We start from the raw sequence: 15,019 nt of genomic DNA, 5'->3' as shown, positions 1-15,019 counted from the left end.
GCGACTGCGGCGGCCCTTGAACCCTGCTTGTCCACCAGCTCTTCCGCCACGCGGCCTGAACCACTGCAAGCAAGCCATGTCCTTCACGCTCCGTGATCCTTCCACCTGCCGCTGGGACCTCGTGTCCCTCGGCGAGGTCATGCTGCGCCTCGATCCCGGCGACGGGCGGATCTCCACCGCCCGCAGCTTCCAGGCCTGGGAGGGAGGCGGCGAGTACAACGTCGCCCGCGGCCTGCGCCGCTGTTTCCGGCTCAGGTCGGCCATCGTGACCGCCCTCGCGGACAACCCCGTCGGCCGCCTGCTCGAAGACCTGATGCTGCAGGGCGGCGTGGATCTCACGCACGTCCGCTGGGCGACGCACGACGGCGTGGGGCGCCTCGTGCGCAACGGCCTGAACTTCACCGAGCGGGGCTTCGGCATCCGCGGGGCGGTCGGCCTCTCGGACCGTGGCCACACGGCCGCGTCCCAGCTGAAGCCCGGCGAGATCGACTGGGATACGATCTTCGGCGCCCAGGGCGCGCGGTGGTTCCATACCGGCGGTATCTTCGCCGCGCTCTCCGAGACCACGCCTTCCGTGGCGAAGGAGGCGATGGAGGCGGCCAGGCGGCACGGCGTCGTCGTCTCGTACGATCTCAACTACCGTCCGTCGCTCTGGAAATCGATCGGTGGTCAGGCCCGCGCGCAGGAGGTCAATCGAGCGCTCGCGCCGTACGTCGACGTGATGCTGGGCAACGAGGAGGATTTCACGGCTGCACTGGGCTTCGAGGTCGAGGGCGTCGACGAGGGGCACGCCAACCTGCGCGTCGGCGCGTTCGAGAGCATGATCGAGCGCGTCCTCTCGGTGTTTCCGAACATCCGGGCGGTGGCGACGACGCTCCGCGTGGCGACCTCGGCGACGCGCAACGACTGGAGCGCGGTGCTGTACCAGGGCGGCCAGCTCTACAGGGCGCCCGAGCGCAAGGACCTGGAGATCTTCGATCGCGTGGGCGGCGGCGACTCGTTCGCCTCGGGGCTCATCTACGGCTTTTTGATGGGCAAGGGGCCGCAGTGGGCGGTCGATTGCGGCGCGGCGCACGGGGCGCTCGCGATGACGACGCCCGGCGACACGACGATGGCGACCCTCGACGAGGTGCTCAAGGCGATGAAGATGGGCACTTCCCGGGTGGACCGATGAACAAGCAATCCGTGCTCGAGTGGATCGCGCGTGGCCGCATCGTCCCTGTCGTGCGCGCCGGCTCGGCCGACGAGGCGCTGCAGGCGGTCGAGGCCCTCCTCGAGGGGGGGATCGACGTGCTCGAGATCACGATGACCGTGCCCGGCGCGGTCGAGGTCGTGCGCGAGGTCGCCGCGCGCCACGGCGATAGGGCGCTCGTGGGCGCCGGGACGGTGCTCGACGCCCGCGCCGCCGAGGCGTGCGTCGAGGCCGGGGCGCGCTTCGTCGTCAGCCCTGCGCTCGACGAGGCGACGGTGAGGGCGTGCGTCGCGATGAACGTCGTCCACGCCCCGGGCGCGCTCACGCCCACCGAGGTCGTGGCGGCGCACCGGGCGGGCGGAGACGTCGTGAAGGTGTTCCCGTGCGACGCCCTCGGCGGCGCCTCGTACCTCAAATCGCTCAAGGCGCCGCTGCCCCATATCCCGCTCATGCCCACGGGCGGCGTGACGCTGGAGAACGTCGGCGCCTTCTTCGCGGCGGGCGCGGTGGCGGTCGGCGTCGGCGGCAATCTCGTGGATCTCAAGCTCCTGCGCGACGGGCGGCGCGACGAGCTCGTCGCCCGCGCCCGTGCGTTCTGCGACGCGGGCCGCGCGTCCTGAGGGAGCGCGCAGGAGGCGCGCCCGCCGTTCACCTTATCGATTCCAGCGGCTCCCCGGGGGGAGACGGGCGTGGTGCGCGCGCTGCGCGGTGCGACGTAAAACGTAGTTAAAACGAATAGTTACGGCGTTTGCAGGGGATTCCCGGCGCCATGGATGACCCAGGGGTTTCGAACATGAATCAATCGAAGGTTGCGAACCTAGTCGGTGCGTCGATTTTCTTCGTGGCGGCGGTCGCGCGCGCCCAGACTCCCCCGCCGGCGCCGGACGCGGCCGCCCCGCAGGCCGCTGCGCCGGCCCCGCCGGCGGACGCGCAGGCGCCGGCCACGCCGCCGCCGGACGCGGCTGCACCGGCGGCGCCGCCGGTGGAGGCCGTCAAGCCGGCCTCCAAGGATCCGGTCCCCGTCACCGCCAAGTGGAAGGCCACGATCTACGGCATGGCGGAGTTCGACATCATGCACGACTCCACCCAGAGCTTCGGGGAGTCGGTCGGGGCCACGGTGATCCAGCGCGAGGACACCTATGCCGGCTCGCACGGCCGCACGCACTTCACGACGCGGAACTCCAGGTTCGGCGTCAAGGTGACCGCGCCCGAGGTGTCCGGGATCAAGACCACGGCCATGCTGGAGCTCGACTTCTTCGGCAATCAGCCGCCCACCGTCTCCGAGGCCTCGCTGGTGAGCAGCGGCACCTTCCGTTTGCGTCAGGCCAACATCAAGGTCGAAACGGACTACGTCGACCTGTTGATTGGACAGGGCTATCACCTGTTCGGGTGGCAGCCGTACTTCTTCCCGGCCACGACGTCCTTCTTCCCGGTGATGAACCAGGTGTTCGGGCGGATGCCGCAGCTGCGCGTCGGCCACAACTTCAAGTCGGACGCCGCCAACGTGGAGCTCGCCGCTGCCGTCCTCAAGCCGCCGCAGCGCGACTCCGAGGTGCCTGACATGCAGGCGGGGCTGCGCGTCGGCTTCAACGGCTGGAAGGGGATCCACACGCTCGGCGCCGCCGGGATGCTGCACGACCCGCTGACGCTCGGCGTCTCGGGCATCTTCCGCCGTTTCAGGGTCAACGAGCACTCCGCCGCCCCGATCGAGTCGAGCTCGGCCAGCGGCTACGGGATCTCCGTCGATGCGCTGCTCCCGATCATCCCGGCCAAGTCGCTGGACGAGTCCGGCAACGCGCTGACACTGACCGGCTCGTTCTTCACGGGCACGGGCATCTCGGACGTGGTGGGCGTGGCGAGCAACGTGCCGAACCCGGCGCTCCCTGACGCTGGAGCGACCTATACGCCGAACATCGACAGCGGCCTCGCCGTGTACGACGCGAACAACAAGCTGAAGACGATCGGCTGGACGGGGTTCATGGTCGGGCTCCAGTACTATCTGCCGCCCTCGGGGCGCTTCTCCGTCTCCGGCAACTACACCCAGGGCTCGAACGACCGGGTGACCGAGGAGAACGACTACGGCGCGCTCCGCGCGGCCTACCACGAGTCGCGCTACATCGACGGCAACCTGTTCGCCGACATCACGCCGGCCATCCGCGCGGGCCTCTCGTTCCAGTACTCGGAGCAGACCTTCGCGGACGACGTGACCGCGACCAACGAGCGCATCAAGCTGTCCCTCTACAGCTTCTTCTGAGCGACGGTGGTGGGCGACCCGGGTCGCGTTTGATCCGAACGCTCTCGCGCGACGCCTTCGCGAGCCAGGTCGCGGAGGCAGCGCTCGCGCTGCTCGACCCCGATCGCGTCGCCTCGACGTCGCGCCACCGGCGCATAGCGGCGCCGGAACGCCATTTGCTACGAATGGCTTGACTTCCACGACATGGTGGCCGAATGGGGAGGTGCATGAGTACTGTACATTTTGTGGGCGGCGAGAAAGGTGGCGTCGGCAAGAGCGTGGTCGCTCGACTGCTGGCGCAGCTATTCATCGACCGAGCGCTTCCGTTCGCGGCACTCGATGCGGATCTGTCGCATGGCGCGCTCCGCCGTTACTACGCGGACTACACGCAGCGCGTGGATCTCGAGCAGCTCGATAGCGCCGATCAGATCCTGGACAGCGCGCTCGGAGGCGATCGCGTGGTGCTCGTCGACCTGCCTGCGCAGAGCCATCGGGCTCTCGAGCGCTGGATCGAGTCGACCGACGTCCTCAACTACGCGCGGGAAATGGGCGTCCAGCTCGTGTCCTGGCACGTCACCGACGGCGGCTTCGATTCGGTGTCCCACCTCGAGCGGGTCCTCGCGGCGCCGGGCGACGGGCTGCAGCATATCGTGGTGAAGAACCAAGGTCGCTCGAGGGACTTCAGCCAGCTCGACGCCTCACCCGCGTCCCAACGCCTGCTCGAACGCGGCGGGAAGATCGTGACATTGCCCGAGCTCGACTCGTCGGTGATGTACAAGATCGACCGTTTCGGTTCGAGCTTCTGGGCCGCCATCAACACGAGCGAGGGGCCGCAAGCGCTGTCCGTCCTGGAGCGTCGCCGCGCCAAGCTCTGGTTGGAACGCGCGCAGGCTGCGCTGGAGGCAGCGGGCAACTGGCGGCCAGCGACGGAACGCGCATCTGCCGTGGTCGCGCTGCAACCTCCCGAGTCGGCGCAACAGAAGCTCGAATCGGCCGCGAGCAACGAACCGATCGCGACCTGACCAAGGCGCCGGGGGCGCTTGAACCCATCATGGACGCCGCCACCACGACGTACGAGGTCTTCGCCGCTGCGCAGTGGGGTTGCCTGCGCGCGGCCACGCCGCTCACCCTCACCGAGGCCGACCTCGTGGTCTTGCGGGGCCTCAATGATCGGCTCTCGCTCGACGAGGTCGCGACGATTTACTTGCCGCTCTCGCGGCTGCTCAACCTGCACGTAGGCGCGGCGCAGCAGCTCCGCCGCGTGAAGGACACCTTCCTTGGCCGCCCCACCGCGCGGCGGCCTTTCGTGATCGGCATTGCCGGGTCGGTCGCGGTGGGCAAGAGCACGACCGCGCGCGTGCTGCAAGCGCTGCTCGCGCGATGGCCTGACCACCCGCGGGTGGACCTGGTGACCACCGACGGCTTCCTGTACCCCAACGCGGTGCTCGCCTCGCGCGGCGGCCTGCACCGCAAGGGGTTTCCCGAGAGCTACGATCTCGGGCGGCTGGTGAAGTTCCTCGCCGACCTCGAGGCGGGCGTCGAAGCGATCGACGTGCCGGTCTACTCGCACGCCACCTACGACGTGATCGCCGGGAGGGTGCAGACCGTGAGGCAGCCCGACGTCGTGATCCTCGAGGGCCTGAACGTGCTGCAGGGCCCCGACCGCGCCGCGGCGATCGCCGTCAGCGACTTCTTCGACATCGGGCTCTATGTCCACGCGGACGAGGCCGACATCGAGCGATGGTACGTCGAGCGCTTCTTCGCGCTGCGGGCCACGGCGTTCCGTGACCCCTCCTCGTATTTCCACCGTTATGCGGCGATGGGGGACGACGAGGCGCGCGCCTTCGCGTTGCGGGTCTGGCGCACGATCAACGGCCCCAACCTCACGGAGAACATCCTGCCGACGCGGGCACGCGCCGACGTCGTGCTGGAGAAGGGGCCCGACCACGCCGTGCGCGCCGTGTGGCTCCGCCGGCTCTGACGTGGAGGTCCACGGCCGGCGCAGAGCGCCTGTCGTGCCCAGGTCCACGCGCCTCCCGTCGGTGGGCGTCTCGACACCGCTGTCGGCGGCGAGGGCCGTGAACTGTTGTATGCTGCTGTCATGGACTGGAAAGAGAGCTGTCGCTCCCGCCTCCGCGAGCACGTCGACCAGCACGGCGACATCGCTCCTCCATGGGAGCGCTTCCCCGACTACGAGCGCTACACGATCGGCTGGCGAATGGGCTCCGGTGAAGACTGGTTGGGGATGTGGAGCGTCTTTCTCGAACAGCTCGCGCCGGATCGCGAAACACGCATCGCCTACCTGCGACGCCACCCTCCCGCGCCGATCACCTGGGCAGAGGCCGTTCACAAGGTCCTGCACCCGACGGATGAACGGGCAGAGGACGAGGACGGCGACGAGGAGGAGGAAGACGGCGACGAGGAGGAGGACCCCATCGCGGCGGCCTCGCGTCGCTCGGCGCTCCTGGAGCAGGGGCTCATCGCGGTCGACGTCTCCTTCTCCATATGGCTCAGCCAGCAGGACGGCGTGCGTTGGCCATGGGAATCGTACGAGACGCCCGAGAAGGCGGCCCGCTACAACACCCGCGAATTCTGGTTCTGGTCGCGCCAGGTCGCCGAGCTCCGGAGAGGCGACGGATGGCTGCCTCCCGCCGTGCCGGAGGGGTGGCGAGCGTGCGCGACCGCGCTCGCGAGCGGCGACGCAGATCCGATCGAGCCTCGCGACGGGCTCCTTTCGCTGGCGCGGCTGCTCTGCGCCGGGGACGTCAAGGCGCCCTGGCAGCTCGGCCTGGAGCTCGCCGACTTCGCCGATTCGTTCGAGGACGACATGGGTTATGTCGACGCGTTTCGCCTGTGGGGAATGTCCGCCTTCGACGACGCCCACCAGCTGCGTCGCTACCTCGAGGCCACCCGAGTGCCGCCGGGCTGGGAGGCCTGGATCGCGGAACAATTCCCGCTGGACTGAGCAGCGGAGCCGGCTCCGGGCGCCTCACGAGCGCTCGCGCGTCGTGGCGCGGTGTTCGCGGGCGTCGGCGCGGCCCGGGCGATCGGGCCCGCCGCGGCGAGGTGTCGCTGGATCGTGCGAAGGCTGATACCGAGCCTCTCCGCCGCCCTCGAGCGGTTGCCGCTCTCCAGCGCCGGCTGCTCCAGCGGCCGCAGCGTCGCGCAGACGATGCGGGCATTCACGGAGAGCTTCTCGGTCCCGCCCACGCGCATGAACTTCCGGTTCTCCAGGAAGCGCAGGAGCTTCGCCTGAACCGAGATCGGCATCTCGCCGATCTCGCCGACGAGCGAGATGCCCACCTCCTTCGGGGCGACCGTGCGACGAATGCGGCCGAGCTCCCGCATCGCGGCCGACCGCATCACAGGCTCGATAACCACGTCAATATGTCGTTATCGGCGACTCACGGCGAGATTATGGAGACATTTTGTCGTAATGTCACATCCATCCCGCGGTTCGCCGTCAACGGGCGGGCATCGCGCGACAAACAGGGGTATTCCTGCGTGGCACCGATTTTGCTAAGTGCCTTGCTAAGCCATGCTAGGTAACTCAGCTGCCAAGGCCAAGATTGCTTTGATGTCGCTAAGGGAGCGCTGATGTTGCTGTGGCTGGAGGAGGCGCATCGCGTCGCCGCGCGCCGGTCGCCATCGAAGCAGCGAAGATGCACTTGAAGGAAGGGACAAGGATGCAGAACGAAGAGCTCGATTCATGGGTGCTCTCGATCGCGACGCACGTCCGGCCCTCGAACATCCACTGGTGTGACGGCTCGGACGCGGAGATCAGGTGGCTCCAGAAGCGAATGGTCGCGAAGGGCGCGCTGGCGCCGCTCGATCCGGACAGATATCCGCGAAGCTTCCTGCATCGCTCCCATCGGGCCGACGTGGCTCGCGCGGAGTCTTCCTCGTTCCTCTGCACCGAGCAGCGCGTCGACGCCGGGCCCACGAACACGTGGATGTCGGAAGAAGACGCGAACCAGACCGTGTGGCCTCTGTTTGCCGGAGCGATGACAGGTAAGACCCTGTTCGTGGTCCCGTACCTCCTCGGCCCGCGCGGCTCGCGCTACAGCCGCGTGGGGGTGCAGCTCACGGACAGCCCCTACGTCGTCGCGAGCCTCCGGCTCATGACGCGCATGGGGAAGGCGGCCCTGGAGCACTGCGGCAGCTCGGCCGATTTGGTTCGAGGTCTTCACTGCACGGGTGACCTCTCCACCGACCGTCGGTACGTCGTCCACTTCCCCTCGACGAAGACGATCTGGAGCATCGGCTCCGGGTACGGGGACAGCGCGATCCTCGGCACGAAGTACCACGCCATCTGCATGGCCAGCGTGCAGGCACGCAATGAAGGTTGGCTCGCGGAGCGCATGCTCATCATGGAGCTGACCGATCCGGAGGGGAGCAAGCATTACATCGCCGTGGCCCGGCCAGGCGCCGGCGGGAACGCGAGCCTGTCGATGCTGGTCCAGGACCTGCCCGGATGGACGGTGAAAGTGGCCGGCGACGACGTCTGCTGGATGCACGTGGGGGAGGACGGGCAGCTCTGGGCCATCAACCCGCTGGCCGGGATGTCCGGCGTCGTGCCCGGGACGAGCCTCAAGGAGAACCCCAGCGTCGAGCTGCTCTTCGGTCACGATGTCCTGTTCACGAACACCGCGCTTCAGCAGGACGGCACGCCGTGGTGGGAGGGCATGGGCGAGGCGCCGAGGGAAGGGCTCGTCGACTGGCGGGGGCATCCGTGGTCGGCCTCGTCGCCGGAGAAGGCGGCGCACCCGGACGCTCGGTTCACGGTCGCGGCGAGCCAGTGCCCCTTCGTGACGGGCGCGATCCACGATCCGAGGGGCGTGCCCATTTCCGCCATCGTCTTTGCCGGCGGCGGGGCGGAGGTGGCGCCGCTCGTGTACGAGGCCACGAGCTGGGCGCACGGCGTGTACATCGGAGCCACCCTGCTCTCGCAGACGGCGCCCGCCGCGGTGCCGCGGAACGACCCGATGGGGATGCTCTCCTGTTGCGGCTACAACATGGGCGACTACTTCGCTCACTGGCTATCCCTCGGCGCACGGCTGCGGAAGGCGCCGCGGGTCTTCCACGTCAACTGGCTCCGGGCCGACAGAGGCGAGCTCCTGTGGCCCGGCCGCGGGCACGAGGCTCGCGTCCTGAAGTGGATCGTCCAGCGCGTGCAGCGGAATGCCCCCGCGCGGATCACGCCGATCGGGTTCGTTCCGATCGAGCTGGACGTGGCAGGTCTCGGCCTGTCCGCGGAGCAGATCCAGAAGCTGCACGAGGTCGATCTTCGCGCCTGGTCCGAGCAGATGGCTCGCAATCAGGAGTTCCTCGCGCGCTTCGGGAGCCGCTTGCCCGAGCCGCTGCGCGGCGAGCACGACGGCATCGTCCGCCGGCTGAAGATGGCGTCAAACTGATGGTGAGGAAAGCCAGGGCTGCGGTGCGCTCCAGTGTGCGAAGGCGACGGGGCGATCCGCTTCACGTGGTGATCGTCTCCGACAACGCGGAGACGCTGGATGGGCTGCAAGAGTACCTCCAGCGCGCCGGCGTGACCGCGCACGTGACGCGCCACCTGCGCGGAGCGGTGCTGGACGGCGCCGTCATCTCGGCGGTCGTGCTGTTCCCGGACGATTATCCGCCGGCGGACGTCGATGAGGCGGTCGAGAGCATCCTGCGAGACCATCCCGGCGTGCTCACCCTCCTCGTGACCCGGAACCCCCAGTTTTTCGCGAAGCGCGCGACCGCCGCGGGCGCGCGCGATGTCCTCACGATCATCCCGAAGCCCGCCTGGGGTTGGACGATCCTGGATACCATCCGCGCGCGGGTGGAGGCGTAACGATGCATTCCTCTCGGCCTGCTCCGTCGCTGCCTCGGATCCCGGTGGCGTCGGCGCTCCGGCGCTGCCTTGGCAAGGGGTACGGCCTCGGGGATCTCCAGGCCGACCTCCTGGCAGGCATCGTCGTCGGCGTCGTGGCGCTCCCTCTCTCCATGGCCCTCGCCATCGCGGTGGGGGCTCCTCCTCAGCACGGGCTCTACACGGCGATTTTGGCCGGCGCGCTGGTGGCGCTGCTGGGCGGCTGCAAGTTCCAGGTCACCGGCCCGACGGCGGCCTTCGTGGTGATCCTCGCGCCGATCGTGGCGGAGCACGGGCTGGCCGGGCTGCTGACGGCGGGGCTCCTGGCCGGCGTGCTGCTCGTGATCATGGGGCTCATGCGGCTCGGCCGGCTCATCGAATTCATCCCGTACCCGGTGACCACAGGCTTCACGGCCGGGATAGCCACCGTGATCGCGACGCTTCAGGTGAAGGACGTCCTGGGCCTCCAGGCCGGGCCGCTCCCGGAGCACTACACGGCCAAGGTGGAGGCCTTGTGGGCGGCGCGCGGGACGGCCGACCTCTTCGAGCTGGCCGTCGCCGCCTCGACGGTCGCCCTGCTCTTGCTCGTCCCGCGCGTCGTCAAGAAGGTGCCGGCGCCCCTCATCGCCATCTCCGTCGTGTCGCTCGCCGCGGTGGTCGTCGACGCGGTCTACCCCGCGTTCTCCGTGGCGACGATCGGCAGCCGCTTTCGCTCCACCGTCGACGGCGTGGAGATCGCCGGGATCCCATCGATCCTCCCGACGCCCTCGCTGCCGTGGGGCGATGGGCTCTCGCTCGAGCTCGTGAGGAAGCTGCTCCCCGCCGCCTTCGCGATCGCCATGCTCGGCGCCATCGAATCGCTGCTGTCGGCGGTCATCGCCGACGGCATGACGGGGACCAAGCACGATCCGGACTCCGAGCTCATCGGCCTCGGTATCGGGAACATCGTCGCGCCGATCTTCGGCGGTATCGCGGCGACCGGAGCGCTCGCGCGGACGGCCACGAACATCCGGGCCGGCGCGCGCTCTCCGATCGCGTCCGTGACACACTCCGCGGTCGTCCTTCTGTCGATCCTCGTCTTCGCCCCGCTCGTGGCCTACGTCCCCATGGCGTCGCTGGCGGCCCTGCTGCTGCTCGTCGCGTGGAACATGTCCGAGCTCCACCATTTCATCCGTATCGTGAAGCTCGCGCCGAGGAGCGATGTGTTCGTACTCCTGACCTGTTATGGGCTCACCGTCGTCCTGGACATGGTGATCGCGGTGTCGGCCGGCGTGATCCTCGCCGCCATCCTCTTCATGCGCCGGATGGCCGAGCTGACAGGGAGCCGAACGGTGCTGGACGCCGCCGGCGGATCGAGCGAAGTCGAGCTCCCGAGGCGGGTCGCCCTCTACGAGATCAACGGCCCGCTGTTCTTCGGCGCCGCCCAGAAGGCGATGGCGGCGCTGCACGCCATCCGCGGGGACAGCTACGAGGTGATGGTCCTCGACCTCGGCAAGGTGCCGTTCATCGACAGCACGGGGTTCGTCGCCCTCGAGAACGCGCTCGACGAGCTCGCGCGGCGCCAGAAGGCGGTGATCCTGGCCGGTCCGCTGCCCAGGCCGCGCGAGATCTTCGACAAGGCGCGCCTCCCGGAGCGGTCCCAGCGCGTGTACCTCGCGGAGGATCTGGAGGCGGCGATCCGCCTCGCCGGCGAGCTGGTGAGCGGCTGAGCGCTCGCCCAGGCGTCACGTGCGGTCAGGTCCGCGGCGTCGCTCGGTCCTCGCGGGACACGCTCGCCGCGTTTGCGCGCGCCGCGCGGCTCGCTACTTCAGCGCGTCGCTCAGCCGGGCCGCCTGCGTCGCCAGGTAGTTCTGCTCCGGGATGCTCGTCGTGCGGCTGGCCGCGCGCCTGTAGTGCGCGATCGCCGCCTCGCGATCGCCGGCCCGCTCCAGGAGGTGCGCGCGGGTGGCGTCGAGGCGGTGATGACCCGAGAGGCGCGCGTCGGCGTCGAGCGCGTTCAGCCGATCGAGCCCCGCCCGAGGGCCGTGCACCATGGCCGTCGCGATCGCGTGGCTGAGCGCCACCATCGGGTTGTCGGACATCCGCATCAGCACGCCGTACAGCGCCAGGATCTGCGGCCAGTCCGTGTCCTCGGCCCGCGCTGCCTCGTCGTGCACCGCCGCGATCGCGGCTTGCAGCTGGTAGGCGCCGATCGAGCCCCTGGACAGCGCCGCCGTGACGAGCGCGACGCCCTCGGCGATCGCGCGCTGATCCCACAGGCCTCGATCCTGCTCCGCGAGCGGGATCAGCTCGCCCAGAGGCCCGGTCCGCGCCGCGCGCCGCGCGTCGGTCAGGAGCATGAGCGCGAGGAGGCCCGCGACCTCGCCGTCGTCCGGGAGGAGCGCGTGCACGGCGCGCGTCAGGCGGATCGCCTCGCCCGACAGATCGTCGCGGTGCAGCGCGGGGCCGGAGCTCGAGGTGTAACCCTCGTTGAAGATCAGGTAGAGCACGTGCAGGACGGCGCCGAGGCGCGCTGTGCGCGCCTCGGGCGTCGGCCGCTCGAAGGGCACGCCGGACGCCTTGATGCTCTGCTTTGCCCGGCTGATCCGCTGCGCCATGGTCGCCTCCGGGACCAGGAACGCCCTTGCGATCTCGGCTGTCGTCAGGCCGCCGATGGCGCGCAGGGTCAGCGCGATCGCGGACGGCGCGGACAGCGCGGGGTGGCAGCACATGAACAGCAAGGTGAGCGTGTCGTCCTCGAGCGCCGCCTCGTCGCTGTCGGCGGCGAGGGCGATCTGCAGCTCGGGCGGCACGAGGCTGACCACGATCGCCTCTCGGCGGCGGCGCGCCGCCTCGCTCCGGACGTGATCGGCGATGCGCCGCGACGCCACGTGGATCAGCCAGGCGCGCGGCTCGTCGGGCACACCCTCGCGCGGCCACTGCGTGGCCGCCGCGATCAGCGCCTCCTGGACCGCGTCCTCGGCGGCGCCGAAATCTCGGAATCGCCGCATGACGGCGCCGAGCACCTGCGGCGCGAGATCGCGCAGCAGGCGCTCGGCCGTGGCGCCCTGGGACGGAGAGGTCACTAGCGATCGCTGGGCGGCGCGCTCATCACCTCGCGCACCTCGATCCCCATGTTGAGCGGCGCGCCGCCGGGGCCGGGCGCGGCGGACGCTTGCGCGGCGATCTCGTACGCGCGCTCGGGGCTCTCGACGTCCACGATCCAGTAGCCGGCGAGGAACTCCTTGGTCTCCGGGAACACCCCGTCGGTGATCGGCGTGCCGTCCTTGCCAGCGCGCACGAGCTTGGCCTGATCGGGCCCCGCCAGGCCCTCGGCCGCCACGAGCTCGCCCGACGCGCTGAGCTCCCTGTGGAAGCTCTTCATGAACGCGATGTGCGCCTGGAAGTCCTTCTGCTGCCAGTTGGCGACCTGGTACGGCCCCCCAGACGGGGTGTTCATCATCAGGATGTACTTCATGATCGGCTCCTTCTCTTCGCTGTCGCCCCGGGATCGGGCGCGCGTTCGTGGGGTTGTCGGAGCCGAGGGCGGGTCCTCGACATCCCGGGCGACGATAGCGAAGAAATCCGAACCCCGACACAAGGGACGGCTGCGTGTGGGTGCAGGTGCGCCTGCAGCGCCAGCGGGAGTGTGCAGGTCCGTCGTCGCGAGCGTGTGTCCTCCGCGGCGCGATGTGCTCCGTTGTCGCAGGTGGTCGGTAGAGGAGGGGGAATGTGCTCTGACTTCGCAGGTCGCCGATCGCAGGGCGGCCCATCACGGGCGGATTCCGCGGATGACGTCCGGCGCGCCCCCACGCCACCTCTCTGCCGACGAAGCGCTCGGGCGTGGTGATTCCGCGCGTCGCTGGCCGTCGCGATCGGTGAGGCGCGCGCCGGCGGACCGCCCTGCGCGTCGACTCCTTGGCTCGGGCGCGGGACATGCACCCTCGCGCTCCGATTCTCACGGATGCATGAACCTGGAGGAGCGTCGATGGAGAAGCGTGTTCCGCAAGGGAAACTTGGACGCCGGCAATTCGCCGGCGGCGCGATGGCCACCGCGGGTGTCTCGCTGCTCGCCACACCGAGCCTCGCGCTGCCCGACAAGAGCTACGCGGTCTGCGAGTCGATCGCGCCCCTCGCCCTCCCGGAAGGGGCCGCCTATACGCCCGGCATCTCGGTCGACCGGCGCTCGAGGAAGCCGGTCTTCCTGCCCGCCCCGGGCGCCGGCTATGCAGCGCACGCCGTCTCGGAGGTCCTCTTCTGGACGGACCAGATGATGGAACATGCGTTCTTCATCGCGCTGCTCATGCCCGGCGACCACCTCCGCGGGCCCCGGGACGAGGCGCGGCAGTACCAGAACCTCTTCGCCAGGCACTTCCTCGCTGCGCGCGACCGGGGGTATGGTGATTACGGGATCTCCTCGCTCCTCGCCTCGACGCGGTCGAACGTCCAGCGCTTCATCGAGTACAAGCGCCGCATGCAGCGCGCGCAGGAGAGCGGCTCGCTCCGGAGCCTCGTCTGGCCGCTCTTCTTCGACCACATCGCGCGGGAGGCCGAGCGCTTCGTCGCCCGGCTCGATCGGCTCGCGTACGGCGACATCGCGCTCCAGAGCGACGAGGTCTCGGCGTTCTGGACGACGATCATGGCGGATCACCTCGAGTTCATCGCGCACCTGCTCGACCCGCAGGAGCGCGCGCTCATCGACCAGGCGACCGCGCGCGCCGGGCAGCTGTACCAGGCGCACGCGTTCCGCGTCGACAGCGGGCAGCTCGCGACGATGGCCGACGAGGTCATCGACTTCAAGTCGGCCGCGGAGCAGGGCATCGAGACGGGGCAGATCAAGAGCATCATCGATCCGGCGCTCGCCGATCACGTGCTCCGCGAGGCGGTGAGGTTCTCCGACGAGGTCAGGCGCGCGCAGTGACGAATGACGCCCTGGGCCCCGCGCGGCGGGGGCGAGCCCGGCCCCTCCTCCTGCTCGCCGCGCGATGCCTGTACAGCGGCCGCTCGCCGGGATACCCCTGGTCGCGGGTCGAGCGGAGCTCTCCGCCGAGCCCGCGGCGCAGAGGCCGTGTCGGAGGGATGCCATGGATCTGACGGTGGTCGACGAGGGCGGTGTGCAGTTCGTGGAAGGGCAGCCGGACCAAGGGCTCATGGAGAGCGTCCGCGACGTCGACCGCGTGATCGAGGCCTGTTTCTCGGGCGGCGTGCTGTGTGCGCTCCTCCACCCGGCGAACCTGACGGCGGCTTTCTTCGACCTCAGCTCGGGGGAGGCCGGGGAGATCCTGCAGAAGCTAAGGAACTACCGGATCCGGCTCGCGGTGGTGTGCCCTCCGGGGGCCGCTGATTTCAGCAGCCGGTTCGGCGAGATGGTGGCCGAGGAGCGCCGCGGCCAGCATTTCGGCGTGTTCGAGGCGCGTCACGCCGCGATCGCGTGGCTCGGCCAGACGTAGCCATGGCGGCCTGGCCGACTGCGCCTTGTGCGCCATCGCGGCCTCCGACGCAGGCAGACATCGAGCCCGAGCGCTCACCACGCACGCGGGATCACTTGGCGCGGCCGAGGAAGTCCAGCCGCCCGCACCGATTGTGGCCGACGATCGCCATCGCGCCGGCCGCCCGTCACCGGCGCGCTTCCCGGTGGTGGCCTAATTTGCCCCGGAGTGATTCACATGAAGGCGGTAAGGCGGGAAGAACATTGATCTTTTCTTCCCGCCTTACCGCCTTCATGTTCAAATTAGGCCACCACCGGCAAAAGAGGCATCCTGTC

14 protein-coding genes are annotated in these 15,019 nt (G+C 69.5%); 11 read left to right on the top strand and 3 right to left on the bottom strand.

Annotated features, from left to right (window positions below):
- Window positions 1–76: 76 nt before the first annotated feature.
- The 6 genes from WMF27_RS25590 to WMF27_RS25565 all read left to right on the top strand — a co-directional run bounded on the left by WMF27_RS25590 (window position 77) and on the right by WMF27_RS25565 (window position 6,390).
- Complete coding sequence (locus tag WMF27_RS25590; RefSeq protein WP_437766265.1) at window positions 77–1,174, top strand: PfkB family carbohydrate kinase; 1,098 nt, start codon at window positions 77–79, stop codon at window positions 1,172–1,174.
- Window positions 1,171–1,812 carry a bifunctional 4-hydroxy-2-oxoglutarate aldolase/2-dehydro-3-deoxy-phosphogluconate aldolase gene (locus WMF27_RS25585; protein WP_437766266.1) on the top strand — a complete coding sequence of 214 codons (642 nt, stop codon included), beginning with the start codon at window positions 1,171–1,173 and terminating at the stop codon, window positions 1,810–1,812. Before WMF27_RS25590 ends, WMF27_RS25585 begins: the two co-directional genes overlap by 4 nt.
- Before the next feature lie 173 nt (window positions 1,813–1,985).
- A complete protein-coding gene (locus WMF27_RS25580) occupies window positions 1,986–3,446 on the top strand; it encodes a hypothetical protein (RefSeq protein WP_437766267.1) in 1,461 nt (486 codons plus the stop codon).
- Between the two features lie 224 nt (window positions 3,447–3,670).
- Window positions 3,671–4,447: a mobilization protein gene (locus WMF27_RS25575; RefSeq protein WP_437766268.1), complete on the top strand. Its 777-nt coding sequence runs from the start codon at window positions 3,671–3,673 to the stop codon at window positions 4,445–4,447.
- Window positions 4,448–4,476: 29 nt separating this feature from the next.
- Window positions 4,477–5,406: a type I pantothenate kinase gene (coaA, locus tag WMF27_RS25570; protein ID WP_437766269.1), complete on the top strand. Its 930-nt coding sequence runs from the start codon at window positions 4,477–4,479 to the stop codon at window positions 5,404–5,406.
- A 120-nt stretch (window positions 5,407–5,526) separates the two neighbouring features.
- Window positions 5,527–6,390 carry a hypothetical protein gene (locus WMF27_RS25565; protein WP_437766270.1) on the top strand — a complete coding sequence of 288 codons (864 nt, stop codon included), beginning with the start codon at window positions 5,527–5,529 and terminating at the stop codon, window positions 6,388–6,390.
- Here WMF27_RS25565 and WMF27_RS25560 read toward each other — a convergent pair.
- The gene (locus tag WMF27_RS25560; RefSeq protein WP_437766271.1) at window positions 6,321–6,806 is read right to left on the bottom strand and encodes a sigma 54-interacting transcriptional regulator; all 486 of its coding nucleotides are present in this window, start codon (window positions 6,804–6,806) and stop codon (window positions 6,321–6,323) included. The two genes, WMF27_RS25565 and WMF27_RS25560, sit on opposite strands and share 70 nt — an antisense overlap.
- Before the next feature lie 281 nt (window positions 6,807–7,087).
- On the opposite strand from WMF27_RS25560, the gene WMF27_RS25555 reads away from it, so the two are divergent.
- From WMF27_RS25555 to dauA, 3 genes are all read left to right on the top strand, one after another.
- Window positions 7,088–8,839 (top strand): phosphoenolpyruvate carboxykinase (GTP), encoded by a 1,752-nt coding sequence (locus WMF27_RS25555; RefSeq protein WP_437766272.1) that lies wholly within the window; start codon window positions 7,088–7,090, stop codon window positions 8,837–8,839.
- A 65-nt stretch (window positions 8,840–8,904) separates the two neighbouring features.
- Window positions 8,905–9,258 (top strand): hypothetical protein, encoded by a 354-nt coding sequence (locus WMF27_RS25550; protein ID WP_437943039.1) that lies wholly within the window; start codon window positions 8,905–8,907, stop codon window positions 9,256–9,258.
- Between the two features lie 2 nt (window positions 9,259–9,260).
- The gene (gene dauA / locus WMF27_RS25545; RefSeq protein ID WP_437766274.1) at window positions 9,261–10,985 is read left to right on the top strand and encodes a C4-dicarboxylic acid transporter DauA; all 1,725 of its coding nucleotides are present in this window, start codon (window positions 9,261–9,263) and stop codon (window positions 10,983–10,985) included.
- A gap of 93 nt (window positions 10,986–11,078) precedes the next feature.
- Here dauA and WMF27_RS25540 read toward each other — a convergent pair whose 3' ends face one another.
- Window positions 11,079–12,341 carry an RNA polymerase sigma factor gene (locus tag WMF27_RS25540; RefSeq protein WP_437766275.1) on the bottom strand — a complete coding sequence of 421 codons (1,263 nt, stop codon included), beginning with the start codon at window positions 12,339–12,341 and terminating at the stop codon, window positions 11,079–11,081.
- Complete coding sequence (locus tag WMF27_RS25535) at window positions 12,341–12,733, bottom strand: YciI family protein (protein ID WP_437766276.1); 393 nt, start codon at window positions 12,731–12,733, stop codon at window positions 12,341–12,343. The genes WMF27_RS25540 and WMF27_RS25535 overlap by 1 nt, the downstream gene beginning before the upstream one ends.
- Window positions 12,734–13,243: 510 nt before the next feature.
- Here WMF27_RS25535 and WMF27_RS25530 point away from each other — a divergent pair.
- Together WMF27_RS25530 and WMF27_RS25525 are read left to right on the top strand one after the other, a co-directional pair.
- A complete protein-coding gene (locus tag WMF27_RS25530) occupies window positions 13,244–14,176 on the top strand; it encodes a DUF2935 domain-containing protein (RefSeq protein ID WP_437766277.1) in 933 nt (310 codons plus the stop codon).
- A 163-nt stretch (window positions 14,177–14,339) separates the two neighbouring features.
- On the top strand, window positions 14,340–14,705 hold the full coding sequence (locus tag WMF27_RS25525) for a DUF4180 domain-containing protein (RefSeq protein ID WP_437943038.1): 366 nt from the start codon (window positions 14,340–14,342) through the stop codon (window positions 14,703–14,705).
- Window positions 14,706–15,019 lie beyond the last annotated feature (314 nt).

Origin of the sequence: Sorangium sp. So ce281 (genome assembly GCF_051527395.1) — a bacterium.
Taxonomy (GTDB): domain Bacteria; phylum Myxococcota_A; class Polyangia; order Polyangiales; family Polyangiaceae; genus Sorangium; species Sorangium cellulosum_B.
Note: the sequence above shows the minus strand (reverse complement) of the source record. Positions and strands in the feature narration are given on the sequence as shown.

Coding starts and splice junctions, on each gene's coding strand:
- WMF27_RS25590 (WP_437766265.1), top strand. CDS start 77: ATGTCCTTCACGCTCCGTGATCCTTCCACCTGCCGCTGGGACCTCGTG.
- WMF27_RS25585 (WP_437766266.1), top strand. CDS start 1,171: ATGAACAAGCAATCCGTGCTCGAGTGGATCGCGCGTGGCCGCATCGTC.
- WMF27_RS25580 (WP_437766267.1), top strand. CDS start 1,986: ATGAATCAATCGAAGGTTGCGAACCTAGTCGGTGCGTCGATTTTCTTC.
- coaA (WP_437766269.1), top strand. CDS start 4,477: ATGGACGCCGCCACCACGACGTACGAGGTCTTCGCCGCTGCGCAGTGG.
- WMF27_RS25565 (WP_437766270.1), top strand. CDS start 5,527: ATGGACTGGAAAGAGAGCTGTCGCTCCCGCCTCCGCGAGCACGTCGAC.
- WMF27_RS25555 (WP_437766272.1), top strand. CDS start 7,088: ATGCACTTGAAGGAAGGGACAAGGATGCAGAACGAAGAGCTCGATTCA.
- dauA (WP_437766274.1), top strand. CDS start 9,261: ATGCATTCCTCTCGGCCTGCTCCGTCGCTGCCTCGGATCCCGGTGGCG.
- WMF27_RS25535 (WP_437766276.1), bottom strand. CDS start 12,733: ATGAAGTACATCCTGATGATGAACACCCCGTCTGGGGGGCCGTACCAG.
- WMF27_RS25530 (WP_437766277.1), top strand. CDS start 13,244: ATGGAGAAGCGTGTTCCGCAAGGGAAACTTGGACGCCGGCAATTCGCC.
- WMF27_RS25525 (WP_437943038.1), top strand. CDS start 14,340: ATGGATCTGACGGTGGTCGACGAGGGCGGTGTGCAGTTCGTGGAAGGG.